The sequence below is a fragment of the Bacillus stercoris genome (genome assembly GCF_029772985.1).
Classification (GTDB): Bacteria; Bacillota; Bacilli; order Bacillales; family Bacillaceae; genus Bacillus; species Bacillus stercoris.
In genome coordinates this window covers 2,804,089-2,830,756 of sequence record NZ_CP121861.1, presented here as the reverse complement: position 1 = coordinate 2,830,756, position 26,668 = coordinate 2,804,089, and the positions used below count along the sequence as shown (strand labels likewise).

Sequence of the window (26,668 nt, the reverse complement as noted above, 5' to 3'; positions counted from 1 at the left end):
TTAAAAAGCCCAATTTCCGTTTCGGAAAATAGGTTCTCTTTTTCCATCATCCGTAATTCCGTCAATATTCATATCCTTTGAACCGATCATAAAGTCGACGTGTGTAATGCTTTCATTTAAGCCTTCTTTGACAAGCTCTTCACGAGACATCTGCTTTCCGCCTTCAATATTAAAGGCATAGGCGCTTCCGATCGCCAAATGATTTGACGCGTTTTCATCAAACAACGTGTTATAGAAAAGAATGTTTGATTGTGATATAGGCGAATCGTAAGGAACAAGTGCCACTTCACCTAAATAGTGAGAACCTTCATCTGCTTCCACCAGTTCTTTTAAAATGTCTTCACCTTTTTCAGCTTTAATGTCGATTATACGGCCATTTTTAAACGTGAGAGTGAAATTTTCAATAATATTTCCGCCGTAGCTTAATGGTTTTGTGCTTGATACTACTCCGTCAACCCCGTCTTTTTGAGGCAGCGTGAATACTTCTTCTGTCGGCATATTAGCCATAAATTCATGGCCGCTTTCATTCACGCTTCCTGCACCTGCCCAAACATGCTTTCTAGGCAGCTTAATTGTTAAATCAGTTCCTTCTGCTTGATAATGTAAGGCAGCGTAATGTCTCTCGTTCAAATGATCAACTTTTTCATGAAGATTTTGGTCATGCTTGATCCACGCCTGAACTGGATTGTCTTCGTTTACGCGCGTCGCTTTAAAAATTTCTTCCCACAGAAGGTGAATGGCTTCCTCCTTTGATTTTCCAGGAAACACCTTCTGAGCCCAGCCCTCTGATGCCGCACCTACGACAGTCCAGCTGACTTTGTCTGATTGAATATATTGTCTGTATGTATGTAATGCTTTGCCTGCTGCTTTTTGGAATGCCGCAATCCGTTTGGAATCTACACCCTTTAGCAAGTCTGGGTTTGACGACACAACAGAAATGAAAGCAGCTCCATTTTTGGCAAGCTCTTCTCTGCCTTTTGCTTCCCATTCAGGATATTCTTCAAATGCCTCAAACGGCGCAAGCTCGTATTTTAATTTGGCGACTTCGTCATCCTGCCAATTCACTGTGACGTTTTTTGCACCCTTTTCATATGCGTGTTTTACAATTAAGCGGACAAAATCCCGGACGTCTGTTGAAGCATTTACGACTACATGCTGGCCTTTTTGGACATTTACACCGACTTCTACTGCCAGTTGTGCATATGTATTTAACTTCTGTGAAAATGAATCCATAAACCATTCCTCCTCAAGCTTTTTTCTCATCATATCAAATATGATCCTATAAAGGAAAGAAGGAGGCCAAAGTGAAAAACCCAAAACGACATGTCTTGGGTTTTTCAATACTATGGATGATTCAGTTTTACAGTGCCGCCTGCAGGCGAATGGGGCATATTTGCCAAAGAAATGCTCATGCCCCCAAGAATAATTCCGCTTAAAATGGCTGCGATCGCTACTCTTCTTCCTAAATCTCTTAGCATCGGTTTCCTCCTTAACGTTTCTCCATTTCCCACAATATGAAGGAAGTGAGGAAAAAAGAAGCAAGAAATTTGCCGCGTGTGAGATTTATGCAAGGGCAGACTATTTAATTGCCTTTTGCAGCTTATCAATCACTTCTAAAGAACGGCCTGTGCCGATTGCTACAGATTCAAGCGGGTTTTGCGCCACGTGTACAGGCACGACAATCTCTTCTGTAAGCCATTCTTTAATTCCATTAAGAAGCGCGCCGCCTCCTGTTAAAATAACGCCGCGGTCGACAATATCTCCGCTTAATTCAGGCGGGCAGTCCTCAAGTGTCGCTCTGATGGCTTCAAGAATATGCAGGAGAGATTCGCGCATTGCATCTTGAATTTCGTTGGATTGAAGCATAATGGTTTTTGGAAGGCCTGTCACGAGGTCGCGTCCCCGAATTTCCATTGCCTCAGGTATATGTTCAATCAGAGCATGGCCGATTTCCATTTTTACCTGCTCAGCCGTGCGTTCGCCGATCAGTAAATTGTATTTTTTCCGGACGAAAGAAACGATATCCTCATCAAGCTGGTCTCCTCCGATTCTAATAGAATGGCAGGAAACAACGCCACCGAAGGAAATGATAGCGACTTCTGTCGTCCCTCCGCCGATATCTACGACCACATTGGCAACCGGCTCGTCAACCGGTAAATCCGCTCCGATGGCGGCTGCTACTGGCTCTTCGATTAAATGAACGTTTTTCGCGCCGCAATTTTTCACCGCATCACTGATGGCACGGCGCTCTACCGCTGTTGAGCCTGACGGTGTGCAAACGACTACGTTCGGCTTTCTGAACGACATGCCGATGCTTTTTGCGGCTTTTTTCATAATGTGCTTTAGCAGATCAGTTGTCATATCATAGTCTGCGATCACGCCATCTTTCATCGGTCTGACAGCGACAATTTTTCCCGGTGTTTTACCGATCATGTTTTTGGCGTCAGCTCCGATTGCAAGCACTGCTTTTGTCGTTGTATCCACTGCGACAACAGATGGTTCATTTAGGATAATCCCTTTATTTTTGCTGTAAACAAGTATATTAGCTGTTCCTAAGTCAATCCCAATTTCAGTTGATTGAAACATGTTTTCACCCAATCTCTATCCTAATTTAATATGATTCTACATTTAAAGTTTCTCAGAAATACTGCGATTTTTGGGGGTGTGTGTCGGTAAAGAAATGTTTTTGTAAAAAATCAAGGAGCTGTGTAACAGAAGTAATACATTTTTCGGTTTTATGGAAAAAATATCTTGTGATTCTTATAGAAAGCGGGAAACTTTTTTTGAGTTTCATTCGTCTACGATATATTGAGGTGCATCCTTAAACATTACATGAGAAAAGAAACATTTAAAGGAAGAAGGGTTTTTATGAAATCAATAGGTGTTGTGAGAAAAGTAGATGAATTAGGCCGCATTGTTATGCCGATAGAGTTAAGACGGGCACTGGATATTGCCATAAAAGACAGCATTGAGTTTTTTGTTGACGGAGATAAAATTATCTTGAAAAAGTACAAACCTCATGGCGTTTGTTTAATGACTGGAGAAATCACTTCAGAAAATAAAGATTACGGCAACGGCAAAATTACGCTAAGCCCTGAGGGTGCACAGCTGCTTCTCGAAGAAATTCAAGCCGCTTTAAAAGAATAAAATTATGTTGAAAAAGGCGGAGCGGTATCATCTCCGCCTTTTTTGCGTGCCAATTTTTGATTACCGCCGCCTAAGATAAGACATCAAGAATATTTGGTAATGAATGATTTGGGATACTTTACATATTTTACTCAATTATTTGTCGAAGAATGGTACAATAAGTAGAGAAACACAAGCGGCAGGTGGTCATATGAGAAAATATCAAGCTCGTATCATTTCCATCATTTTGGCAATGATTTTTATAATGTTTTGGGATTATTTATTTTATTTTATAGGCAAAAACCCGATTAATTGGCCTGTTGATATTGTGTATACTGCAGTCACGCTGGTGAGTGTCTGGATGCTGGCTTATTATATTGATGAGAAACAGCAGCTGGTTAAGAAAATGAAGGATAACGAATGGAAGTATAAGCAGCTTTCTGAAGAAAAAAACCGTATCATGGATAATTTGCAGGAAATCGTATTTCAAACGAATGCAAAAGGCGAAATTACATATTTAAACCAAGCGTGGGCATCAATAACCGGCTTTTCAATCAGTGAATGTATGGGAACGATGTATAATGACTACTTCATAAAAGAAAAGCACGTAGCGGACCACATTAACACACAAATCCAAAACAAGGCGTCTTCTGGCATGTTTACGGCAAAATACGTGACAAAGAACGGCACGATTTTTTGGGGAGAAGTCCATTATAAACTTTACTATGACCGGGATGACCAATTTACAGGCAGCCTGGGTACAATGTCAGATATCACGGAGCGGAAAGAGGCTGAAGATGAGCTCATTGAGATTAATGAACGGCTGGCGAGGGAATCCCAGAAACTATCAATCACAAGTGAACTTGCCGCCGGTATTGCTCATGAGGTCAGAAACCCTTTAACATCTGTCAGCGGTTTCCTCCAGATTATGAAAACACAATATCCGGACAGAAAAGACTATTTTGACATCATCTTTTCAGAGATTAAAAGAATCGATTTAGTTCTCAGCGAGCTGTTGCTGCTTGCAAAACCGCAGGCGATTACATTCAAAACGCACCAGCTTAATGAGATTTTGAAACAAGTCACGACATTGCTTGATACCAATGCTATTCTGTCCAATATCGTCATAGAGAAACATTTCAAAGAGACAGATGGCTGTATGATTAACGGGGACGAAAATCAGCTAAAGCAGGTTTTTATCAATATCATTAAAAACGGAATTGAGGCAATGCCACAGGGCGGTGTCGTAACCATTTCAACTGCAAAAACCGCCTCTCATGCAGTGATAAGCGTAAAGGATGAAGGAAGCGGTATGCCGCAGGAAAAACTGAAGCAGATTGGCAAACCTTTTTATTCCACAAAAGAAAAGGGTACCGGATTGGGACTTCCCATTTGTTTGAGAATCTTGAAGGAACATGACGGGGAATTGAAAATCGAAAGCGAAGCTGGAAAAGGCAGCGTCTTTCAAGTGGTTTTGCCTTTAAAATCAGACAGCTGAGAGGAGAAAAATAAAATGAACTCGCTTCTTTTTGTATACGGGACACTAAGAAAGCATGAAAAAAACCATCATATGCTGGCGCAATCGGCATGTATCAATGAGCAGGCCAGAACAAAGGGAAGTATGTTTGCTGCCAAAGAGAGGCCCGCAGCCGTTTTAAATGGTGAAGGCTATATATACGGCGAAGTATATGAAGCAGACGAATTGTGTATACATAAGCTTGATCAATTTTTTCAAGGATATCATAAACAAATGGTGTTTATAGAAACCGATGTCGGAATTAAAAATGCGCTTATTTATTTTATGAACAAAGACGAGTGTGCCGGTTTTACGAAAATAAGCATTGGCGACTGGAAAGAACATCAGATGATCAGCAAATCGAAAAATCCCGTTTATTATTTTGCCTATGGATCATGCATGGATCATGCCCGCTTTCAAAAGGCGGGAGTCAGTCACTATTTTCAAGATCCAGTGGGAAGAGCTGTTTTAAAAGGATACACAACCCGCTTTACGTTAAAAAGGGAAGACGGCTCAAGAGCGGATATGCTGGAAGACGGAGGAATAACAGAAGGCGTTTTATATCGGATCCCTTATTCTGCTCTCTCCTATCTATATAAAAGAGAGGGCGTTGAATCACTTACGTATCGGCCGGCATTTGTGGACGTTGAAGCAGGCGGAAGGCACTATACAGACTGCTTAACCTTTCTCGTCCTCAAAAAAGAAGCGGAAACTGCTCCGCCTCAGCACTATCAGATTGAAATTGCACGCGGGGCGGAGCTGTATTTGTCGCCTGAATTTACTGAAAAGCTTAAGCAGCATATGAATTCGCTGCCAAAAGGATAACACTGTAACAAAAGATTATGATAAAATTTGATCAATATGATGTTATAAAAGGAGCACCACTATGAAAAAAGAATTTGCGGTAATTGGGCTGGGCCGTTTTGGCGGCAGTATTTGCAAAGCATTAAGCGAAGAAGGCGTCGAGGTTATGGCAATGGATATCGATGAAGATAAAGTCAACGAGTATGCCAAGATAGCATCTCACGCCGTTATCGGTGATTCAACAGACGAATCTGTCCTGAAAAATTTAGGCCTGCGAAATTTTGACCACGTGATTGTAGCCATCGGGGAAAATATTCAAGCGAGTATTTTAACAACACTCATTCTGAAAGAACTCGGCGTTCATACGATTACAGTTAAAGCACAGAACGATTATCACGAAAAAGTGCTGTCTAAAATCGGTGCGGATCACATTGTACACCCGGAACGCGATATGGCAAAAAGAATTGCACATAATATCGTGTCCAACAATGTACTTGACTATTTGGAGCTGTCTGAAGAGCATAGTCTTGTTGAAATAGTAGCTAACAGCCGCCTGGCTGGAAATACACTTCTTGATTTAGATATACGTGCAAAATACGGTATTAACATTGTAGCCATTAAAAGGGGCAAGGAAGTCATCGTATCACCGCTTGCAACCGAAGTCATCCACCAAGAAGATATACTTATTGTTATTGGGTCAGTCACAGACATCTCCCGTTTTGAAAAAAGAGTTCTTCATACAAAATAGCAGTAAAAAAACCGTCCACAGAGGGCGGTTTTAATATTATCAGAATATAACAACTTTAATGACCCGAGCGTCAATTTCTTAACATTTTATTGACTAAGCATAGGCGATCCGATAGCATATTGTACCATATAATAAAAAAGAGGAGGGGCCTATTTGAATAAAGAAGCGCTAGTCAATAGGCTGAATGCTTCAGCCCGAAGACAAAAAGCTGATATCGTCATTAAGAACGGAAAAATGATGGACGTATATAATCAAGAGTGGATATATGAAGATATTGCGATTACAGACGGGGTTATTGTAGGCCTTGGCGACTATGAAGGCGAAAATGTCATTGATGCAGAGGGACAAATGATTGTCCCGGGTTTTATTGATGGGCATGTACATATTGAGTCATCAATGGTTACACCGATAGAGTTTGCTAAAGCAGTATTGCCTCATGGCGTGACGACCGTTGTTACAGACCCGCATGAGATCGCGAATGTGTCTGGGGAAAAAGGGATTGCGTTTATGCTTGAACAATCTCGGCATACACCGCTGAACATTTATTTCATGCTTCCTTCCAGTGTGCCTGCCGCAAGTTTTGAGCGATCAGGCGCAATTCTCAAAGCTGCCAATCTCAAGCCTTTTTATGAAGAAGAAGAAGTATTAGGGCTGGCTGAAGTTATGGATTATGTGTCGGTTCAGCAGGCTGAAGAAGATATGGTTCAGAAACTGCTTGATGCACGTGTTGCAGGAAAACGGATAGACGGCCATTTAGCTGGTTTATCAACAGACCTCATTAACATTTATAGAACCGCATTTGTTTCAAACGATCATGAAGTAACATCGAAGGAAGAAGCTCTTGATCGTATCAGAAGGGGCATGTATGTCATGATGCGTGAGGGTTCAGTCGCAAAAAATACTCTCAATGTGCTGCCGGCGGTGAATGAAAAGAACGCACGCCGTTTCTTTTTCTGTACAGATGATAAGCATGTGGATGATTTGCTGTCAGAGGGAAGTGTGAATCATCAGGTGAAAATGGCGATTCAAGCCGGACTTGATCCGTTTATAGCTTATCAATTAGGAAGCCTCAATGCAGCCGAATGCTACGGACTAGATACAAAGGGAGCGATTGCCCCGGGTTTTGACGCTGACTTGCTCTTTGTATCTGATCTGGAAAATGTCATTGTCACAAGGACGATGATAAAAGGACAGACTGTTGCTGAAGACAGCAAAGCAGTCTATCAGGAGCATGCTTCAACTGCAGCATCAGAACCGGCACTGCTTGATTCAGTTAAGCTTGCTGCTCCTCTTAACAAACAGGATTTTCTTATGCCAATTGATTCAGAGCAGCAGCTCAATGTCATTCAAATCATTCCAAACCAGCTTGAAACACGATTAGTACATGTTCCGGCTTCTGGTGCCCGCAACTTTGAGTCTGACACTGAGCTCGATTTGTTAAAGATTGCAGTTGTTGAGCGGCATAAAGGATTAAAAGAAATCGGGCTCGGAGTTGTGAAAGGATTTGGATTCAAGAGCGGAGCGATCGCCACAACCATTTCACACGACTCCCATAATATTATTGCCGTCGGAACGAATGATGAGGATATTGCGGCGGCAGTAAATAAGCTGCAGGAAATTGGCGGAGGATTAACGATTATAAAAAATGGGGAAGAGCTCCATTCAGTACCGCTGCCGATTGCAGGGTTATTATCCGACCAAACCGCGGAGCAAGTGAATCAAAGCTTGCTGACGCTGCATGATCAATTGTCGTTAGTCGGTTTCACAGGCGGATTTAATCCATTTTTGACATTGTCGTTTTTAGCTTTGCCTGTTATTCCTGATATCAAAATGACGACAACAGGATTATTTGATGTAAAATCATTTCAACATATATCACTGCAATAAAAAAGATGCACTCCTAAGTGAGTGCATCTTTTTTTCAAACCTCCATAATGATCGGCAGGATCATCGGACGGCGCTTTGTTTTTTCGTACAAGAAAGGTGCAAGAGTGTCTGTAATCTCGTTTTTGATTTCAGACCATTGAGTCGTTTTGCGTTCCATGACTTTTTGTAAGTGATTTGAAATGAGCTCTTGAGCGTCGTTGATCAAGTCGCCAGATTCTCTCATGTATACAAATCCTCTGGAAATCAAATCAGGACCCGCTGAAATCTTGAAGTCGTCCATGTCAATGCTGACAACAACGATGACAAGGCCTTCTTCAGAGAGAATTCTGCGATCACGAAGTACGATATTGCCAATATCACCGATACCGCTTCCGTCAATGTATACTGAACCGGACGGGATTTTTCCTGCAACCGAAGCCTCATCGCCTTTAAGCGCTAATACTTCACCGTTATCCATGATAAAGCAGTTTTCCTCTGGGATGCCGCAATCTGTTGCAAGCTTGACATGCATCTTTTGCATTCTGTACTCACCGTGAATCGGCATGAAGAATTTAGGCTTGATTAAACGAAGCATCAGCTTCTGTTCTTCCTGCCCGCCGTGACCAGATGTATGGATATCGTTAAGAGGGCCGTGAATAACCTCAGCACCCGCACGATACAGCTGGTTGATCGTCCGACTCACACTGATTGTGTTGCCTGGGATAGGGGATGAAGAAAATACGACTGTATCTCCAGGATTGATTGAAATTTGGCGGTGTGTGCCATTTGCAATTCTTGATAACGCCGCCATTGGTTCCCCTTGGCTTCCTGTACATAAAATCGTTACTTTATTAGCAGGCATACGATTGATTTCGTTATGCTCAATAAACGTATTTTTAGGACAGTTAATATAACCGAGTGTCTGTCCAATTTCGATAGCCGATTCCATACTGCGTCCAAATACGGCAACTTTTCTTCCATTTTGTACAGCAGCCTCGATTACCTGCTGCAAGCGGTGAATATTCGACGCAAATGTAGCGAAGATAATTCGGCCGTCCACCTTGCGGAAAATGTCATGAATGCTTTCTCCTACACGGCGCTCAGACATGGTGAACTCAGGGTTTTCACTGTTTGTGCTGTCTGAAAGAAGGCATAAAACGCCTTCTTTTCCGATTTCGGCCATTTTCGTTAAGTTTGCTGGCTCTCCGACTGGAGTAAAGTCGAATTTGAAATCCCCAGTATGTACGATGTTTCCAGGTGGCGTTTTTACAACAATGCCGTAGGAATCTGGAATACTGTGTGTCGTTCTAAAGAATGACACGGCCGTTTTGCGGAACTTTACGATATCATCCTCGCCGATAATGTTTAGTTTCGTTTGTCTTAATAATCCATGCTCTTCAAGTTTATTCCGAAGTAAGCCGATCGCGAGTTTTCCGCCGTATACAGGAATATTCACTTGTCTGAGCAGATATGGAATACCGCCGATGTGGTCTTCGTGACCGTGGGTGATAAAAAGCCCTTTAATTTTATCTTCGTTTTTGACTAAATACGTATAATCAGGGATAACGTAGTCAATTCCGAGCAGTTCGTCCTCGGGAAACTTGATCCCCGCATCAATCAGCACAATTTCATCTTGGAATTGCACCGCGTACGTATTTTTACCGATTTCGCCCAAACCTCCGAGGGCGAAAACAGCAGTCTGATCATTTTTTACAAATTTCATACCGCTCATAACTCCAATACTTTAAAATTTTCGCTCTGTTGTTCATATTCTAAGAATGCACCATCCACAGGTGTAATAAACTCAATATTAAATTTCTTTTCTTTCAGCTTTGTTCTGACGTCACGCTCAGATACGCCTTCAATATAAAGTGAATCTGTCTTTTCCCGTACAGGTACTTCGTCAGCCTTTTCTTGATAAAATACCTTATAAATCATTCCAAATCTCTCCTTAAATGCCGTATGTTAGACTCGCTCATTCTATTATATTCGAAAACGGAATATAAGGAAAGCCTTGAGCAAAATAAGGACCTCTCAAAAAGTGAAAGATCCCTTGTCAGGCAATGGCTTTCTTGCGGAGCATTCCGTTCCATTGTCTTCTGAGTTTCTTTCTTAATTTACGCAGCATTAGCCAGTCCCTCCTTTAATAAAAAATTTGTCCCAGAGTTCTTTTATACTAATAGTATACGGAGATTAAGGAAGACTTTTCGTGGTTATTAATGGAATTTAATATGATTTTTGAACGAAATTGTTTGCTGAATGACAAACTTTTTGTATGATGAGGGTGGGAATTGCAGAACTAGACGATAAAGGGGAAGTTGCGATGGATTCAAAATTAATCTTTTTTGATATTGACGGCACGTTATATGATCATGATAAGAATATACCGGAAAGTACGAGAAAAACCGTGGCGGAGCTGCAGCGCCAAGGGCATCATGTGTTTATTGCCAGCGGCCGGTCGCCGTTTATGGTTAAGCCGATTTTGGAGGAGCTTGGGATCAACTCATTTATTTCCTACAATGGACAGTATGTTGTCTTTGAAAATCAAGTGATTTATAAAAATCCGCTGTCTGAAGATGCAATCAGACGATTATTAAAACAGGCGGGGAAAGACAAACATCCTGTTGTGTTTATGGCTGAAGACACGATGAAAGCCACTGTTGCGGATCACCCTCATATTCTCGAGGGAATCGGCAGCCTTAAAACCGATTATCCGGAGACCGATGACCTTTTTTATGAAGGAAAAGAAATTTTTCAGCTTCTTTTATTCTGTCAGGATGAAGAAGAAAAAGCTTATGCCGCTTTTCCTGAGTTTGATCTAGTGCGCTGGCATGAGCTATCGACTGATGTTTTGCCTCACGGAGGTTCGAAGGCAGAAGGGATCAAAAAAGTCATCGAGCGTCTTCCGTTTGATGTCGGAGATACATATGCTTTCGGCGACGGATTAAATGATCTGCAAATGATTGAATATGTTGGAACAGGCGTTGCTATGGGAAATGCTGTTCCTGAATTGAAGGAAATCGCGGACTTTGTAACAAAGCCGGTGGATGAGGATGGAATTGCATACGCTGTCAAAGAATTGGGCCTTTTAAAATAAAGAAACGGCTGGCATTGTGCCAGCCGTTTTTTCTTTTAGCGTTCAATTGCGATTGCATTTTCAGGCTCTTGAAAAGGATTTTCCTTATCAATATGATCATAGAACATAACGCCGTTCAAATGATCGATCTCATGCTGAAACACAATAGCCGGAAACCCTTTTAGACGAATATCAATGTTTTCGCCTTCTAGTGTTGTTCCTTTTACTCTGATGCGAGCATAGCGGGGAACATAACCGGGAATCGCTTCATCCACAGACAGGCAGCCCTCGCCGCTTGTTAAGTAGCTTTTTTCAACTGAATGGCTGACGATCTTAGGATTAAACAGTGCATAACTGTACAACTTGCCGGAAGCATCTTCCGCATGAACGGCGATCATTCGTTTTTTGATATTAATTTGAGGAGCTGCGAGTCCTACGCCAGGGCGCAGCTTGTATTTTTCGGCTAATTCCGGATTTTGGCTGTTTTTAACAAATTCGATCATGTCGGCCAGCTGCTGTTTTTCTGCATCAGTTGGAGGCAGCTCAACTGGTTCTGCAGTCTCTCTGAGGGCTGGATGGCCGTCACGTACGATGTTTTCCATAGTAATCAAGAAACTCACTCCTAAAGCTTAATATGTAAATTATATCGGATTTCTTCACAAAGGTGCAACGAACGAATGACCAGCCGTATATGGCTGGTCAAGTTCATGCTGTGTGGTTAGCAACAGCCTCCGCCTAAATAAGCAGCTCCGACAATGATTAACAGAATGAATAAAACAACGATTAGCGCAAAGGTGCGGCCGTAGCCATATCCGTAGCCACCATATCCGTAACCACCATAACCGCAGCAGCCTCCGCCGAAACCATATCCATACATATTACATAACCTCCTCTTTTAATTACGCCAGAGCCTTATTAAGTAGGCATAGCGTCTACTATAACCTATGTAAAAACTAAAAAGTTGTATGGTCATCTGTCCTGATTTTTCACTTTTTGATTTAAATCAGTATGCATTTATACAGCACAGCTATTGCCAAATGTCCCCATGGATTCTATAGTAGAAATTGTCAAGATTGGGGGATTCAACGTGATAGACGCAATAAAACGGCGGCCTGTAATAATGATTGGAGCTTTTTGTTCTATGCTACTGATATTAACAGGATGCATGGAGCAGGACCCGGTTGATTCACTTCATCATTCATTAGAAAAAGCCGCAGAGTCGGAAAAACCGTTTCAAGAAGAACAAAAAACACTCAAAGAGTTAGAGGCAAAAGAAAATCAGCTTTACGATAGTGTGATGAAGCTCAATATGGATGATTATAAAAAAATTGTAGCTTTATCTAATGAGGCGCTTGAAAACGTCAGCAAGCGCGAAGAACATCTGAAGCTTGAAAATGACAGCTTGAAAAAATCGGAATCAGAATTTGAAGAAGCAAAAACGTCAGCAGAACATATTAAGGAAAAAGACATAAAAGAAAAGGCCTATGCCGCAGCAAACCACATGGAGAAAAGGTATACATCATATGGCTCCATGTATGAAGAGTATCAAAAAGCGCTTAAGCTTAATAAAAAGCTGTATATGCAGCTAAAAAACAAAGACTTGACAAGAGATGATCTGGATCAGCAGATCGATAAAGTCAATGCTTCTTATGAAAAGATCCATAAATATAACGGAGAATTTAATGTGCAAACGCAAAAATATAATAAAGCCCGTGAAGATTTATATGATGCTGCAGGCTATCATGTGAAAAAGAGCTGACTCGATCAGCTCTTTTTTTAAATAAATGCGATGCGGATTTTGTTCAAAATTTTCATTTCTATTGTAGTACAGTATAGAGAGGTATACTAGTACAGTTTTGGGTGCAGTTGACATCTGTTTTTTCAATGAAAATGTAAAGCGAATACATTTATTGAAAATCAGCGATGAAAACGATTGACGGCTCTTCTTTATTTGGTGTAAACTAATCCATGTTAAGCGGTGTTGTATTAGTTTTTTACAACTTCGAAATAATACAGTTCAAAGCAGAGTGTAACTATCCTACATAAAAGGTTTTGGCAAACTGGGGATCGGCTAAAATATATACGACTTACTGCTGATACTTTAGGGTACCCTAAGTTTGTATGTATAAAGGAATGCACGTCTAATGACTGTTTAAAAGAAAGGAAGAGGTGACTTAGTATGGCTGCAAAAACGAAAAAAGCTATCGTTGACAGTAAGAAGCAATTTGATGCCATTAAAAAGCAGTTCGAAACGTTCCAAATTTTAAATGAAAAGGGAGAAGTCGTGAATGAAGCGGCGATGCCTGATTTAACTGATGATCAATTAAAAGAGCTCATGCGCCGCATGGTATTTACGCGTGTGCTTGATCAGCGCTCTATCTCATTAAACCGTCAAGGACGTCTCGGATTTTACGCTCCTACTGCGGGTCAAGAAGCTTCTCAGATTGCAACGCATTTCGCGCTTGAAAAAGAAGACTTTGTTCTTCCTGGATACCGTGATGTGCCTCAGTTAATTTGGCACGGCCTTCCATTATATCAAGCGTTTCTTTTCTCTCGCGGACATTTCAGAGGAAACCAAATGCCTGATGATGTGAATGCCCTTTCTCCACAAATCATTATCGGTGCTCAATACATTCAAACTGCCGGTGTTGCGCTAGGTCTTAAAAAACGCGGTAAGAAAGCTGTCGCAATCACTTACACTGGTGACGGCGGAGCTTCTCAAGGGGACTTCTACGAAGGAATTAACTTTGCCGGCGCTTATAAAGCACCTGCAATCTTCGTGGTACAAAACAACCGTTACGCGATTTCAACTCCTGTTGAAAAACAATCTGCAGCTGAAACAATTGCACAAAAAGCTGTAGCTGCCGGTATTGTTGGCGTACAAGTAGACGGAATGGATCCGCTTGCTGTATACGCAGCAACTGCTGAAGCACGCGAGCGCGCAATCAACGGCGAAGGTCCGACACTAATTGAAACACTTACATTCCGTTATGGCCCGCACACAATGGCTGGTGACGATCCTACTAAATATCGTACAAAAGAAATCGAAAATGAGTGGGAGCAAAAAGATCCGCTTGTACGCTTCCGTGCGTTCCTTGAAAACAAAGGCTTATGGTCTGAAGAAGAAGAAGCAAAAGTAATTGAGGATGCGAAAGAAGAAATTAAGCAAGCGATCAAAAAAGCTGATGCTGAACCGAAGCAAAAAGTAACTGATTTAATGAAAATCATGTACGAAAAAATGCCTCACAATCTTGAGGAGCAATTTGAAATTTATACACAGAAGGAGTCGAAGTAAGCCATGGCGCAAATGACAATGATTCAAGCAATCACGGATGCGTTACGCACAGAACTGAAAAATGACGAAAATGTCTTAGTTTTCGGAGAAGACGTTGGTGTAAACGGCGGCGTATTCCGTGCGACAGAAGGATTGCAAAAAGAATTCGGTGAAGACCGTGTGTTTGACACGCCACTTGCTGAATCTGGTATCGGCGGTCTTGCCCTTGGTTTAGGCTTAAACGGCTTCCGTCCGGTAATGGAAATCCAATTCTTCGGATTTGTTTACGAAGTAATGGATTCAGTTTCCGGCCAAATGGCTCGTATGCGCTACCGTTCCGGCGGACGCTGGACTTCACCTGTAACAATTCGTTCTCCATTCGGCGGCGGTGTTCATACGCCTGAACTTCACGCTGACAGCTTAGAAGGTCTTGTTGCACAACAGCCTGGTATCAAAGTTGTTATTCCATCAACTCCTTACGATGCCAAAGGACTTTTAATTTCTGCGATCAGAGACAACGATCCTGTTGTTTTCTTAGAGCACATGAAGCTTTACCGTTCTTTCCGTCAGGAAGTTCCTGAAGAAGAATACACAATTGAGCTTGGAAAAGCTGACGTGAAACGTGAGGGTACTGATCTTTCAATCATCACTTACGGCGCAATGGTTCATGAATCATTAAAAGCTGCTGAGGAGCTTGAAAAAGACGGCATTTCTGCTGAAGTTGTCGACCTTCGTACTGTAAGCCCGCTTGATATCGATACAATCATCGCATCTGTAGAAAAAACAGGACGCGCGATTGTCGTTCAAGAGGCGCAAAAACAAGCCGGTATTGCTGCAAACGTAGTAGCAGAAATTAATGACCGTGCAATCTTGAGCTTGGAAGCACCTGTACTTCGCGTAGCTGCGCCTGATACAGTATTTCCTTTCTCTCAAGCTGAGAGCGTATGGCTTCCAAACCATAAAGACGTTCTTGAAACAGCAAGAAAAGTACTTGAATTTTAATCAAACTGCATAATCAAGAGGGAAGATGACGTTTTCCCTCTATTATATATCTGTTTTCAATGCTTACGATGTAACTTTAAAATTGCTTAATCAAACTAGGAGGTCGAGAACTGTGGCATTTGAATTTAAACTTCCAGATATCGGGGAAGGTATCCACGAAGGCGAAATCGTAAAATGGTTTGTCAAGCCTAACGACGAGGTAGACGAAGATGATGTACTGGCTGAAGTCCAAAATGATAAAGCAGTAGTAGAAATTCCTTCACCTGTTAAAGGAAAAGTATTAGAATTAAAAGTTGAAGAGGGAACGGTTGCAACTGTTGGACAAACGATTATTACGTTTGATGCACCTGGTTACGAAGATCTTCAATTTAAAGGCAGCGATGAGTCTGACGATGCGAAAACTGAAGCACAAGTTCAGTCAACTGCAGAAGCTGGACAAGACGTTGCGAAAGAAGAGCAAGCTAAAGAGCCTGCAAAAGCTACTGGTGCAGGACAGCAAGACCAAGCTGAAGTTGACCCGAACAAACGCGTGATCGCTATGCCTTCTGTACGCAAATATGCTCGTGAAAAAGGCGTAGACATCCGTAAAGTAACTGGTTCTGGCAACAACGGACGTGTTGTCAAAGAGGATATCGACAGCTTTGTAAACGGAGGAGCGCAAGAAGCTGCGCCGCAAGAAACGGCTGCACCACAAGAAACAGCTGCTAAACCGGCTGCTGCACCAGCTCCTGAGGGCGAATTCCCAGAAACACGCGAAAAAATGAGCGGTATCCGTAAAGCAATTGCGAAAGCGATGGTTAACTCTAAGCACACTGCTCCTCACGTAACGTTAATGGACGAAGTGGACGTAACAAACCTTGTTGCACATCGTAAACAGTTCAAACAAGTTGCTGCTGATCAAGGAATCAAGCTGACTTACTTGCCTTACGTTGTAAAAGCTCTTACATCTGCACTGAAAAAATTCCCTGTTTTAAACACGTCAATTGACGATAAAACAGATGAAGTTATCCAAAAACATTACTTCAACATCGGTATCGCTGCTGACACTGAAAAAGGCTTGCTTGTACCGGTTGTGAAAAATGCAGATCGTAAATCTGTCTTTGAAATTTCTGATGAAATCAATGGCCTTGCAACAAAAGCTCGTGAAGGCAAGCTTGCTCCAGCTGAAATGAAAGGCGCATCTTGCACAATTACAAACATCGGTTCTGCCGGCGGACAATGGTTCACTCCGGTTATCAACCATCCAGAAGTTGCGATTCTTGGTATCGGACGCATTGCAGAAAAAGCGATTGTTCGTGATGGCGAAATCGTAGCAGCTCCAGTCTTAGCTCTTTCTCTCAGCTTCGACCACCGTATGATCGACGGAGCAACTGCGCAAAATGCATTAAATCACATCAAGCGTTTACTGAACGATCCACAATTAATTTTAATGGAGGCGTAATGTTATGGTAGTAGGAGATTTCCCTATTGAAACAGATACTCTTGTAATTGGTGCGGGACCTGGCGGCTATGTAGCTGCCATCCGCGCTGCACAGCTTGGACAAAAAGTAACAGTCGTTGAAAAAGCAACTCTTGGAGGCGTTTGTCTGAACGTTGGATGTATCCCTTCAAAAGCGCTGATCAACGCAGGTCACCGTTATGAGAATGCAAAGCATTCTGATGACATGGGAATCACTGCTGAGAACGTAACAGTTGATTTCACAAAAGTTCAAGAATGGAAAGCTTCTGTTGTCAACAAACTTACTGGCGGTGTAGCAGGTCTTCTTAAAGGAAACAAAGTAGATGTTGTAAAAGGTGAAGCTTACTTTGTAGACAGCAATTCAGTTCGTGTGATGGATGAGAACTCTGCTCAAACATACACGTTCAAAAACGCAATCATTGCTACTGGTTCTCGTCCTATCGAATTGCCAAACTTCAAATATAGTGAGCGTGTCCTGAATTCAACAGGCGCTTTAGCTCTTAAAGAAATTCCTAAAAAGCTTGTTGTTATCGGTGGCGGATACATCGGTACTGAGCTTGGAACTGCGTATGCTAACTTCGGTACTGAGCTTGTTATTCTTGAAGGCGGAGAAGAAATTCTTCCTGGCTTCGAAAAACAAATGAGTTCTCTTGTTACACGCAGACTGAAGAAAAAAGGAAACGTTGAAATCCATACAAATGCGATGGCTAAAGGCGTTGAAGAAAGACCAGACGGCGTAACAGTTACTTTCGAAGTAAAAGGCGAAGAAAAAACGGTTGATGCTGATTACGTATTGATTACAGTAGGACGCCGTCCAAACACTGATGAGCTTGGTCTTGAGCAAGTCGGTATTGAAATGACAGACCGCGGTGTCGTGAAAACTGACAAACAGTGCCGCACAAACGTACCTAACATTTATGCAATCGGTGATATCATCGAAGGACCGCCGCTTGCTCATAAAGCATCTTACGAAGGTAAAATCGCTGCAGAAGCTATCGCTGGAGAGCCTGCAGAAATCGATTACCTTGGTATTCCTGCGGTTGTTTTCTCTGAGCCTGAACTTGCATCAGTTGGTTACACTGAAGCACAGGCGAAAGAAGAAGGTCTTGACATTGTTGCTGCTAAATTCCCATTTGCAGCAAACGGCCGCGCGCTTTCTCTTAACGAAACAGACGGCTTCATGAAGCTGATCACTCGTAAAGAGGACGGTCTTGTGATCGGTGCGCAAATCGCCGGAGCAAGTGCTTCTGATATGATCTCTGAATTAAGCTTAGCGATCGAAGGCGGCATGACTGCTGAAGATATCGCGATGACAATTCACGCTCACCCAACATTGGGCGAAATCACAATGGAAGCAGCTGAAGTGGCAATCGGAAGTCCGATCCATATCGTAAAATAAATTGAACATCAAAAACAGCCCTCGCTCAAAGCGGGGCTGTTTTTTTATTTTGACAGCACGTGCTGTAATGGTTTAATGATGTCTTCTTTCTTTTTCACACATCCCTCGATTTTCACCACGACATGGCGCTGATCAACAACCATAAGGGTAGGGACAGTTTCAATCTCATCTTCCCAGCCTTCTTTTTTATCATAAACCTTCATTTTATCTATTTGCTCGGGATAATCTTTTTCTAGATCAAGCAGTGCGTCGTAATAAGGCGCTTCCTGGTCTATTTGGTTCTCATCAGAAAAAAACAGGATTTGTGTATGATGAATGTTGTCAATCCGGCTTTTTTTCATCGGATTGATGGTGGAAAGCGTACAGCCCGATAAAGCAAGTACTATTATCAGCATGGGGAATACCGCGCGATATCGCATCTATCTTCTCCTCTGTATAAACAGTAGTTAACTAGCTTTAGTTTATCACGAGAGGCGGCTTAAACTGCTTCTTGTTACCTAATTGTTATATAATTGAAACCGTTTTTAAAGTGAGATTACATATGATATCAATCGTTTCAAATAGCAACCTGGGGGTATATTGAATTTATTGCTGCATTCTTTAATGAAAGTTCAAGAAAACGTGAAATTACCTTATGTGTTGCGGCATATATATCGGATAAAGCTGCTGTATGAATAAGAAATTGTAAAAATGAAAAAACACGATGTATATGATGAATTAAAATTAAATGTGTTATACAGTTTATTGTTGACATTTCAAATGTGTCATATTAATATAATAACAACAAAAGAAATTAAGCGTTTTCAAATTTCAAAGAAATGGGGAATAAGAGATGGGAACGATTGTTTGTCAAGATTGCAACGAAGCCATTCATTACTTTGAAGATGAGAAAGTGACAACATTATACGGAACATGCTGCGGACAATGCCAATGTCCTGTTGATGAAGAGTAATAATAGCATGCGGCTTTAAGCCGCATGCTTTTTATTTTTTATTGAATTGCTTTTTGCTCTTTGATGACCCGGATCATATGTAAAGTCGAGTCCTCGGGTCCTTGAACAGGAAGGCCTGCGTCAAGGTTTTTAAAAATGTAGCTGATGTTTTCTTCTGTAATAATTTCTCCTGGAATGAAGATTGGAATACCAGGCGGATATACCATGACAAATTCAGCGATAATCCGTCCGGATGCTTCTTTCAATGGGATGACTTCCGTATTTGCATAGAAAGCATCACGCGGAGTCATTGCCAATAAAGGTATTTCCGGAAGCAATACCTCAGTTTGCTGATGTGTGACATCTTTTTCTGACATTTGCTGTGCGATCTCAGTTAAAGCCTCTACAAGCCGGTCTGCATCATTTTGGCTGTCACCAGGAGTGAAAATACACAAAATATTGTACAGGTCAGAAAGCTCAACCTCAATATTAAAGGATTCACGAAGCCATTTTTCCACGTCATGTCCTGTCAGGCCAAGATTTTTCACAGAGATAATCAATTTTGTCGGATCGTAGCTGTAAGCTGCTTTCGAACCAAGAATTTCAGAACCGACACAATAAATGCCTCCAATCTGGTTGAGGCGATCTCTCGTCTGATCGGCAAGCTTGAGTGTCTCCTCAGCAAGCTTGCGGCCTTCTGTTGCAAGGCGTTTTCTGGCAACGTCCAAAGAAGCGAGAAGCAAGTAAGAAGTTGACGTCGTTGTCAGCATGCTCAGGATGGATTGCACTCGGTCTTTAGATACAAGGCCCTCTCTCATGTTTAAAATCGAACTTTGCGTGAGTGATCCGCCCAGCTTGTGTACACTTGTCGCTGCGATATCAGCTCCTGCCTGCATGGCCGATAGCGGCAATTCGTCGTGAAAGTGAATGTGAACGCCGTGTGCTTCATCCACAAGCACTGGCACATCAAACGAATGAGCGAGTTCTACAATGCTTTTTAAGTCGGCTGCAACCCCGAAATATGTCGGGTTGATGACGAGAAGCCCTTTTGCATCCGGATGTTCGGTAAGCGCCCGTTTTGCAGATTCAAGTGTAATGCCGTGCGAGATGCCCAATTCATTGTCAATTTCAGGATGAATAAAAATTGGAACCGCTCCGGAAAATACAATAGCTGTCATAATTGATTTATGAACATTTCTTGGAATAATAATTTTATCGCCAGGTCCGCAAACAGCCATTACCATTGTCATAATGGCGCCGCTTGTTCCTTGAACAGAAAAAAATGTGTGATCCGCGCCAAATGCTTCAGCAGCAAGATCCTGTGCTTGTTTAATAATGCCTTTAGGCGCGTGCAGATCGTCTAATGGCTCAATATTAATTAAATCTATGCTTAACGCGTTTTCACCGATGAATTGTCTGAATTCCGGGTCCATTCCTGCCCCTTTTTTATGGCCGGGAATGTGGAATTGAACAGGCTGTCTGCTTGCATGCTTTTTCAGTCCTGTATATAAGGGTGTTTCATGTTGCGACAATTGTTTTCCCACCTTTGTAATCATACCTATGCATAATAGTGTGTATTAAAATCAGTTTCTCAACCGTTTTTTAGACGTAAAACAAATGAATTATATTATGAACTTGAAAGAATGTAAAGAACAATTTATGATCTAATGAAGATGCTTTCTCTTAAAGGAAGTAATTTTATAAGGAGTGAAGAAAATGGAGTACCAATATCCGATGAACGAAGACTGGACAACCGAAGAAGCAGTAGATGTGATTGCATTTTTCCAGCAGGTTGAGCTAGCATATGAAAAAGGGGCAGACCGCGAAGAACTGCTTAAAGCTTACCGCCGTTTCAAGGAAATTGTGCCGGGGAAGGCAGAGGAAAAAAAGCTATGCGGCGAGTTTGAGGAACAAAGTACATATTCTCCATATCGCACGGTCAAACAGGCGAGAGAATCTGATCAGGCGAAGATTAAAATGTAGGAAAAAGAGCCGGGGGATAGCCCGGCTCTTTTTTATGCTTGTGATACTTTTTGGGTGAGACGGTACAGAAAAGCAAGCTGCTTAAAGGCGTCCTCGATATGCTGAAGGAATTCCTGGTTATTCATATTCAGCACTTCTTCTTTTTGAAGCTGTATGCCGCATAACAGCTCGGCTTTCTTTACAGTCTGCAAACGCTCAAACAGAGTCTTCAGCTGTTCCTTGTCCATTTCAGACTGTTTATGTACTCCCGGTTTTGTGTGATCCGCGGACCAAACGAAGCTGTCAGGAATATTTTTCGTAATGGTTTCCTGATTTGCTTCAAGCAATTTGCCGTATTCTTCTTTGATAGGGGATTCATAAATAATTGCGAACCACACAAAGACGTGGCTTTCCCATAAACCAATCTGGAAATGCGGCAGTTTTTTATAGCCTCTTTTGCTGTTTGCGAACGCCACCCAGCTGTCAGCAGGGGGATTGACGGATCTTCTTGCGTGCTTTGCCACATGCGGAAACATTTCATCTCCGGTTGATGCTGTTAAAGTCGGGGCAAAATGTTCGCCTAGAGCTGTAAGCTTGGGGCGGACCGTCTCTTTTAATACCTCCATGCGTGCGTCTAAGCCTTCTATTGTAAATGTATTAAAGTCTTCTTCAGTGAAACGCATTTGTGTCATGATTTTCCTCCTTCATGCTAAGTATACATATTTTATCACAGTTCATACGAGCTTCAAAAAGATTGAGCGCGTTTGAAGTAAGGGGAAATGTGGTAATAAACGAATAGGTAAACACACAATTTTCAGAATCATGTTGCGCGTAAATAGAACAATCATACGATATAAGAAGTAATCATTGTTGAATGGCAAAATGGGATGCTTTCTTACAAACAAATGATCTCTGGAAGGGGCGAAAGACAATGAGGCAAGTTGTAAAAGAGGGATTTAAGGAAGAGAAAAACAATCGTGTTGCTGTCTGGAGACTAGAGGTTGATTATGAATTGGCAACCCTATATGAAGCAATGCAAAAAGAAAATGAAGAGCAGATTGAACAAAGCAAAAACAAACTTGAGCGACTTAGAAAAGAATGGATTCGTCTTAACGGGTAAAAAGCGATAGTGAAAACGAACCGCATGAATGGTTCGTTTTTACATGAGAAGGGATATTTTTCATTTTCCTTGCTTTTTCACCGCTGTTATCAGTATCCTATAAAATAAAGGTCTACATAGAAGAGAGGTACGCACGAATGACAAATTGGACGGAAATTGATGAGATTGCAAAAAAATGGATAAGAGAAGCAGGCGCGAGAATTAAACAATCTATGCATGAAAGTCTGACAATTGAAACGAAATCAAATCCGAATGATTTAGTCACCAATATTGACAAAGAAACCGAAAAGTTTTTCATTGATCGAATTCAAGAAACGTTTCCGGGACACCGCATACTCGGTGAAGAAGGGCAAGGAGACAAACTCCACTCACTGGAGGGAGTCGTCTGGATTATCGACCCGATTGACGGGACGATGAATTTTGTGCACCAGCAAAGAAATTTTGCGATTTCAATTGGGATTTTTGAAAACGGCGAAGGAAAAATTGGTTTAATTTATGATGTGGTGCACGATGAGCTGTATCACGCATTTAGCGGCAGAGGAGCTTACATGAATGAAACGAAGCTGGCTCCTTTAAAAGAAACCGTCATTGAAGAAGCGATTCTTGCCATTAATGCAACATGGGTAACGGAAAACAGAAGAATTGATCAAAATGTGTTAGCGCCACTTGTGAAAAGAGTCAGAGGCACACGCTCCTACGGTTCTGCCGCTTTAGAGCTGGCAAATGTCGCGGCAGGAAGAATAGATGCTTATATCACAATGCGGCTTGCGCCATGGGATTATGCAGCGGGCTGTGTGCTGTTAAATGAAGTAGGGGGCATCTATACGACCATTGAAGGAGAGGCGTTTACCTTTTTAGAAAACCACAGTGTGCTAGCCGGAAACCCATCTATACATAAAACGATATTTGAAGAGTATCTTCATGCTGGGAAGTAGGCCATTTGAGCAGGATGATCTCAGCTTGTTAGAAAAGCTCGCGGAGGCTCATCCTGTATGGAGAGAGGAGGAGTTTGGGGATAAAAATGCAGAAGACTATATCATCTCCTACTCCATGTACAACGGGTCATGGCTTGTATGGGAAAAAGACGGTCTGCCTGTTGCCGTCAGCTACCATCTCGAGTGGTCTCCTTCAAACGGTAAGCCGTGGCTCGGAACGGTGCTGATTAACCCGGCTGAAGAAAAAAAGGGATATGCGAAGATGATCATTGAACAAATCAGCAAATTGCTTAGAGCGAAACATAAAGCGATGTTTGCGGGAGTTCCCATTGAGCGCAGGGAATGGATATTGTTTTTAAGCCAATGCGGCTTTGAACAGCTAAAAACGGAAAAAGATGAGAAAGGCAAATCATTTATGATCTTGGTGAAGCCTTTAGCATAAGCTGCGTGCGGGTACCATTAAAAGCCTCTCAAGCATTGAGAGGCTTTTAATGATTTAAAAATTATTTTTTTACCGCATGAATATAATGAATCGTTTCAAACGCTGACAAATTGTCTTTTCGATTGCCGAAGAAATGGTCATTAATGTCGTCTGGTGATAGATGTTCATGGATCAGTAAACCAGATGATGCTAACAGGTGCTCAATCTCCTGATAAGCGAAACATGATTTCATCGGTTCTCCGCCTGCGGCAGCCATTTTCACCATATGTTCCACTCGATTCGACGTTCCTTTTGCTGTAAAGAGTGTTTCGTCCGCATAATCAAAAACAATAGAGCTTCCAGCCGGGACATGAGAAAATAAATTGCTGATGAGGCTCGCAATTTCTTCATGCGTTAAATAATAAGACACTCCCAGAAGACTGAAAAATGTTTTTGTGTTCTCAAATCCGTTTTCTATGAGAGGCTCATATGAAAACGTGTTGCTAAAATCCATAGGAACAAAATGAAGATGACCCGGAATTGCCAGGTTTGCATCCTTCAGCTTATTTTTTTTGAATTGCTGTGTAGCTGGATGATCCACTTCGAAAACCTGTAAGCTGTTTTCTAATTCTGGATGCCGAAAACAGAAAGTATCCAGTCCTGCTCCAAGAATGACATACTGTTTTGCTCCCAGCATTAATTCGTTGTGCAAAACTTTTTCACAATAAGATGCACGTGCCAGGGGCGTAGGTGACAGCTGGATTTGTACAACCCATTTTAATATTTTTTCAGGATCATGTTGAAGACGTTCGGCGATCTCTTTGTTGAAAAACGATATTCCTTGAATCATATTTTCACTGATATTTGTAAACTCTTTTTCATTAATGAGTTCTTTTGCCATAAAATCATCAAAAATAAGAGGGGTGTCATATCGGCTGTGATATGCACGGGCAAAAGCTGAAACCAAAGACGTTAAGCTGGACTCATTTTTCCTCATGAAATGATCCTCCCACAAAAAAATAAGATTCCCCTGGCCAGGAGAATCTTATTATACACACAAATATATTAATAGTAAATTTTAGCACAAATAAATTTTTTTGTCAATGTTTTTGCTCTTTACTGGACGCGCAATCTTCACATAACAAGTGTCGCTAGAAGAATTTCTCTATCAATTTTGTGCGTTGAATCAGGGAGGATCGACTGCTGCTTTCCCTATGCTGCACACTTGCGGCTGTTTTTTGCAAATTGGAAGCGGTTTCTGATCTTTTAACATCATCCTTTCATGCTGAAGAGAGAATGAATACATGTAACAAAAAAGCCTGAGGGATCTCAGGCTTTTCCTAATATTATAATCCAACAGCATTCCAGGCTGCTTCAACTTTAGAGGCATCAGTAGAGCCGTAAAGGTCACGGGCAGACTGAATGAGAGCTGCCTTGGCATCTTTGAACGTTGAAGAAGGCGTGAGGTACGTTGTTAATGCACGGTAATAGATTTGCTGTGATTTAGATACACCAAGCTTTGTAATTGTGTTGTAAGCGGCTTTGTTTGGGATTCCGCTGTTTGTGTGTACGCCGCCGTAATCGCCTTCATCTGTGTTTGGAAGGTTTTGGTAATCGGCGTAATTATCAGGCTGATCGTATTTTGTCGGATTGGACAGGCTGCGGAGAGCAGGCTGGCTGACTGTAATGTCTTCACCGATGTCCCAGTCCTCTGTATCGTTAAAGTAACCGAATACGTCAGAGAATGATTCGTTTAGTGCTCCCGGCTGATTTTCATAAATCAAGTTGGCCGTTTCTTGAGTGACGCCATGAGTCATTTCATGTGCAGTCACATCTAATGAGCCGGAAAGCGGAGAGAAGAATGAACCATCGCCGTCACCGTAAATCATTTGGTCTCCTATCCAGGCAGCATTGTTGTACTTTGTGCCATAATGAACGGAAGAAACGATTTTACTGCCTTTGTTATCATAGCTGTTTCGTTTAAAGTTTGAATAAAAATAATCGTACACTTTTCCGAGGTTATAGTGTGCGTCAACGGCTGCCCGCTGTGATGAAGAAGTAAATGTTTTCGTTGTGCTTGAGACAAGCGTGCCCGGAAGGCGGCTTTGTCTGTTTTGTAAGTCATATGTGATGATTTGGGTGCCTGTTGGTTTTGAAAGATCTCTTAGAACGTATTTTCCGCTTTCATAAGAGATGTTCAAAGGAACAGTTGCGCCCTTTAGAGTTGTTCCGCTTCCAGTGGCGGCGGCATGTTCTACTTTATTTTGCTGTTTTAAAATGCTGCCTGTTTCGGCGTCAACTAAGACTTCCCAGTTTGCAGGTTCAGGCTCGACATAGCGAATCGTCACGTCGTAAGCAAGACGATAGCTGCCGTCCTTTGTTTCTACAGCTTTTAATTCAGCTTTATCGCTGTTTTTGGCCGCTCCGTTAGAGACAGCGTCTGGTGATTTGCCGATAGCTTTGAAAGCAAGTGCCAGTGCTTTTTCAGAGGAGACTTTTTGGCTGTTTTCTGTTTTTGCAGCAGATTGATTGTGTAATTCACCATTGACCGCATAGACATTGTCGGATTTATCGACGTGAACGATCACTTGCGAATCTTTAATCGGCACTCCGTTAACGACAGGCGCATATCGGAAGTGCTTGTACCCAAGAGCATCAGTCGTGCTTTCAACAAGCTTCAGCCTTTTGGCAGGATCACCTTTAAAAATGTTGCTGTTCTTTTTCAAAAATTGTTTGACAGCCTTGTCATTTGGTGCAGATAGTTCTGATTGAGCAATTGCGTTTTTGGAGAGGAAATTTGTTTGATTCTCTTTAAGCTGATGACCTTCAGCAGCCTGAACACCTGGAAGGCTGATTGATAAACTCATAAACGAAGCAGCGACAGCAACAGACAATTTCTTACCTAAACCCACAATAAATCCCCCTTTTTGAAAATACTGAAAACTTTATATTGTTATATTAAACTAGCATTCTGGAATACTCAACAAAAACTAACATAACTAGACAAAATTGATAGTATTGTCCTGTGT

Annotated in this window: 28 protein-coding genes; 16 read left to right on the top strand and 12 right to left on the bottom strand. The window is 41.8% G+C overall.

Going from position 1 to position 26,668, the window contains the following annotated elements; all coding sequences use genetic code 11:
• From QA442_RS14680 to mreBH, 3 genes are all read right to left on the bottom strand, one after another.
• The gene (locus QA442_RS14680) at window positions 1–1,233 is read right to left on the bottom strand and encodes an aminopeptidase (RefSeq protein WP_279473283.1); all 1,233 of its coding nucleotides are present in this window, start codon (window positions 1,231–1,233) and stop codon (window positions 1–3) included.
• A gap of 110 nt (window positions 1,234–1,343) precedes the next feature.
• Window positions 1,344–1,478: a protein YkpC gene (locus tag QA442_RS14675; RefSeq protein ID WP_003238865.1), complete on the bottom strand. Its 135-nt coding sequence runs from the start codon at window positions 1,476–1,478 to the stop codon at window positions 1,344–1,346.
• 100 nt (window positions 1,479–1,578) lie between these two features.
• The gene (mreBH, locus tag QA442_RS14670) at window positions 1,579–2,586 is read right to left on the bottom strand and encodes a cell shape-determining protein MreBH (protein WP_003245743.1); all 1,008 of its coding nucleotides are present in this window, start codon (window positions 2,584–2,586) and stop codon (window positions 1,579–1,581) included.
• 282 nt (window positions 2,587–2,868) lie between these two features.
• On the opposite strand from mreBH, the gene abhA reads away from it, so the two are divergent.
• From abhA to ade, 5 genes are all read left to right on the top strand, one after another.
• Window positions 2,869–3,147 carry a transcriptional regulator AbhA gene (abhA, locus tag QA442_RS14665; RefSeq protein ID WP_014663823.1) on the top strand — a complete coding sequence of 93 codons (279 nt, stop codon included), beginning with the start codon at window positions 2,869–2,871 and terminating at the stop codon, window positions 3,145–3,147.
• 190 nt (window positions 3,148–3,337) lie between these two features.
• The gene (gene kinC / locus QA442_RS14660; RefSeq protein ID WP_040083258.1) at window positions 3,338–4,624 is read left to right on the top strand and encodes a two-component sensor histidine kinase KinC; all 1,287 of its coding nucleotides are present in this window, start codon (window positions 3,338–3,340) and stop codon (window positions 4,622–4,624) included.
• A gap of 15 nt (window positions 4,625–4,639) precedes the next feature.
• Window positions 4,640–5,467: a gamma-glutamylcyclotransferase family protein gene (locus tag QA442_RS14655; protein ID WP_095431396.1), complete on the top strand. Its 828-nt coding sequence runs from the start codon at window positions 4,640–4,642 to the stop codon at window positions 5,465–5,467.
• A gap of 61 nt (window positions 5,468–5,528) precedes the next feature.
• The gene (gene ktrC / locus QA442_RS14650) at window positions 5,529–6,194 is read left to right on the top strand and encodes a Ktr system potassium transporter KtrC (RefSeq protein ID WP_003222311.1); all 666 of its coding nucleotides are present in this window, start codon (window positions 5,529–5,531) and stop codon (window positions 6,192–6,194) included.
• A gap of 153 nt (window positions 6,195–6,347) precedes the next feature.
• A complete protein-coding gene (ade, locus tag QA442_RS14645; RefSeq protein ID WP_095431395.1) occupies window positions 6,348–8,081 on the top strand; it encodes an adenine deaminase in 1,734 nt (577 codons plus the stop codon).
• A 34-nt stretch (window positions 8,082–8,115) separates the two neighbouring features.
• Here the strand turns inward: ade and rnjA are convergent, their stop codons facing one another.
• Together rnjA and rnpZA are read right to left on the bottom strand one after the other, a co-directional pair.
• On the bottom strand, window positions 8,116–9,783 hold the full coding sequence (rnjA, locus tag QA442_RS14640) for a ribonuclease J1 (protein WP_003245660.1): 1,668 nt from the start codon (window positions 9,781–9,783) through the stop codon (window positions 8,116–8,118).
• 5 nt (window positions 9,784–9,788) lie between these two features.
• The gene (gene rnpZA / locus QA442_RS14635; protein ID WP_003222303.1) at window positions 9,789–9,998 is read right to left on the bottom strand and encodes an RNA polymerase subunit omega 1; all 210 of its coding nucleotides are present in this window, start codon (window positions 9,996–9,998) and stop codon (window positions 9,789–9,791) included.
• Window positions 9,999–10,383: 385 nt separating this feature from the next.
• On the opposite strand from rnpZA, the gene QA442_RS14630 reads away from it, so the two are divergent.
• Window positions 10,384–11,157: a Cof-type HAD-IIB family hydrolase gene (locus QA442_RS14630; RefSeq protein WP_095431394.1), complete on the top strand. Its 774-nt coding sequence runs from the start codon at window positions 10,384–10,386 to the stop codon at window positions 11,155–11,157.
• 35 nt (window positions 11,158–11,192) lie between these two features.
• Here the strand turns inward: QA442_RS14630 and def are convergent, their stop codons facing one another.
• Window positions 11,193–11,747 carry a peptide deformylase gene (gene def / locus QA442_RS14625; RefSeq protein ID WP_069149536.1) on the bottom strand — a complete coding sequence of 185 codons (555 nt, stop codon included), beginning with the start codon at window positions 11,745–11,747 and terminating at the stop codon, window positions 11,193–11,195.
• Between the two features lie 107 nt (window positions 11,748–11,854).
• Window positions 11,855–12,013 carry a YjcZ family sporulation protein gene (locus QA442_RS14620; protein WP_014663830.1) on the bottom strand — a complete coding sequence of 53 codons (159 nt, stop codon included), beginning with the start codon at window positions 12,011–12,013 and terminating at the stop codon, window positions 11,855–11,857.
• Window positions 12,014–12,223: 210 nt separating this feature from the next.
• Between QA442_RS14620 and QA442_RS14615 the strand changes: the two genes are divergently transcribed.
• The 5 genes from QA442_RS14615 to lpdA all read left to right on the top strand — a co-directional run bounded on the left by QA442_RS14615 (window position 12,224) and on the right by lpdA (window position 18,270).
• Window positions 12,224–12,895 carry a YkyA family protein gene (locus QA442_RS14615; RefSeq protein WP_095431393.1) on the top strand — a complete coding sequence of 224 codons (672 nt, stop codon included), beginning with the start codon at window positions 12,224–12,226 and terminating at the stop codon, window positions 12,893–12,895.
• A gap of 420 nt (window positions 12,896–13,315) precedes the next feature.
• On the top strand, window positions 13,316–14,431 hold the full coding sequence (gene pdhA / locus QA442_RS14610) for a pyruvate dehydrogenase (acetyl-transferring) E1 component subunit alpha (protein ID WP_003222294.1): 1,116 nt from the start codon (window positions 13,316–13,318) through the stop codon (window positions 14,429–14,431).
• Between the two features lie 3 nt (window positions 14,432–14,434).
• Complete coding sequence (pdhB, locus tag QA442_RS14605) at window positions 14,435–15,412, top strand: pyruvate dehydrogenase complex E1 component subunit beta (RefSeq protein ID WP_014113660.1); 978 nt, start codon at window positions 14,435–14,437, stop codon at window positions 15,410–15,412.
• Window positions 15,413–15,524: 112 nt separating this feature from the next.
• The gene (pdhC, locus tag QA442_RS14600) at window positions 15,525–16,853 is read left to right on the top strand and encodes a pyruvate dehydrogenase complex dihydrolipoyllysine-residue acetyltransferase (protein ID WP_095431392.1); all 1,329 of its coding nucleotides are present in this window, start codon (window positions 15,525–15,527) and stop codon (window positions 16,851–16,853) included.
• A 4-nt stretch (window positions 16,854–16,857) separates the two neighbouring features.
• Window positions 16,858–18,270 (top strand): dihydrolipoyl dehydrogenase, encoded by a 1,413-nt coding sequence (gene lpdA, locus QA442_RS14595; protein ID WP_014663834.1) that lies wholly within the window; start codon window positions 16,858–16,860, stop codon window positions 18,268–18,270.
• A gap of 44 nt (window positions 18,271–18,314) precedes the next feature.
• Here the strand turns inward: lpdA and slp are convergent, their stop codons facing one another.
• Complete coding sequence (slp, locus tag QA442_RS14590; RefSeq protein ID WP_040083253.1) at window positions 18,315–18,689, bottom strand: peptidoglycan-associated lipoprotein Slp; 375 nt, start codon at window positions 18,687–18,689, stop codon at window positions 18,315–18,317.
• A 413-nt stretch (window positions 18,690–19,102) separates the two neighbouring features.
• On the opposite strand from slp, the gene QA442_RS14585 reads away from it, so the two are divergent.
• Window positions 19,103–19,222 (top strand): GapA-binding peptide SR1P, encoded by a 120-nt coding sequence (locus tag QA442_RS14585; protein ID WP_003232305.1) that lies wholly within the window; start codon window positions 19,103–19,105, stop codon window positions 19,220–19,222.
• Between the two features lie 38 nt (window positions 19,223–19,260).
• Here the strand turns inward: QA442_RS14585 and speA are convergent, their stop codons facing one another.
• Window positions 19,261–20,733, bottom strand: coding sequence for an arginine decarboxylase (gene speA, locus QA442_RS14580; protein ID WP_095431391.1), 1,473 nt, complete (start codon window positions 20,731–20,733; stop codon window positions 19,261–19,263).
• Window positions 20,734–20,917: 184 nt separating this feature from the next.
• Here speA and QA442_RS14575 point away from each other — a divergent pair, with 184 nt between their 5' ends.
• Complete coding sequence (locus tag QA442_RS14575) at window positions 20,918–21,184, top strand: UPF0223 family protein (RefSeq protein WP_014663837.1); 267 nt, start codon at window positions 20,918–20,920, stop codon at window positions 21,182–21,184.
• Window positions 21,185–21,216: 32 nt separating this feature from the next.
• Here QA442_RS14575 and QA442_RS14570 read toward each other — a convergent pair whose 3' ends face one another.
• On the bottom strand, window positions 21,217–21,855 hold the full coding sequence (locus tag QA442_RS14570; protein WP_095431390.1) for a YktB family protein: 639 nt from the start codon (window positions 21,853–21,855) through the stop codon (window positions 21,217–21,219).
• A gap of 239 nt (window positions 21,856–22,094) precedes the next feature.
• On the opposite strand from QA442_RS14570, the gene QA442_RS14565 reads away from it, so the two are divergent.
• The 3 genes from QA442_RS14565 (at window position 22,095) to QA442_RS14555 (ending at window position 23,660) form a co-directional block, all read left to right on the top strand.
• Window positions 22,095–22,283, top strand: coding sequence for a hypothetical protein (locus QA442_RS14565; RefSeq protein WP_009967148.1), 189 nt, complete (start codon window positions 22,095–22,097; stop codon window positions 22,281–22,283).
• Window positions 22,284–22,420: 137 nt separating this feature from the next.
• Window positions 22,421–23,218, top strand: coding sequence for an inositol-1-monophosphatase (gene suhB / locus QA442_RS14560; protein WP_095431389.1), 798 nt, complete (start codon window positions 22,421–22,423; stop codon window positions 23,216–23,218).
• A 25-nt stretch (window positions 23,219–23,243) separates the two neighbouring features.
• Window positions 23,244–23,660, top strand: a complete 417-nt coding sequence (locus QA442_RS14555; RefSeq protein ID WP_095431474.1) for a GNAT family N-acetyltransferase — start codon at window positions 23,244–23,246, stop codon at window positions 23,658–23,660.
• A 61-nt stretch (window positions 23,661–23,721) separates the two neighbouring features.
• Here QA442_RS14555 and QA442_RS14550 read toward each other — a convergent pair whose 3' ends face one another.
• A complete protein-coding gene (locus QA442_RS14550) occupies window positions 23,722–24,636 on the bottom strand; it encodes a class I SAM-dependent methyltransferase (RefSeq protein WP_095431388.1) in 915 nt (304 codons plus the stop codon).
• 349 nt (window positions 24,637–24,985) lie between these two features.
• Window positions 24,986–26,551, bottom strand: coding sequence for a neutral metalloprotease NprE (gene nprE, locus QA442_RS14545; RefSeq protein ID WP_095431387.1), 1,566 nt, complete (start codon window positions 26,549–26,551; stop codon window positions 24,986–24,988).
• Window positions 26,552–26,668 lie beyond the last annotated feature (117 nt).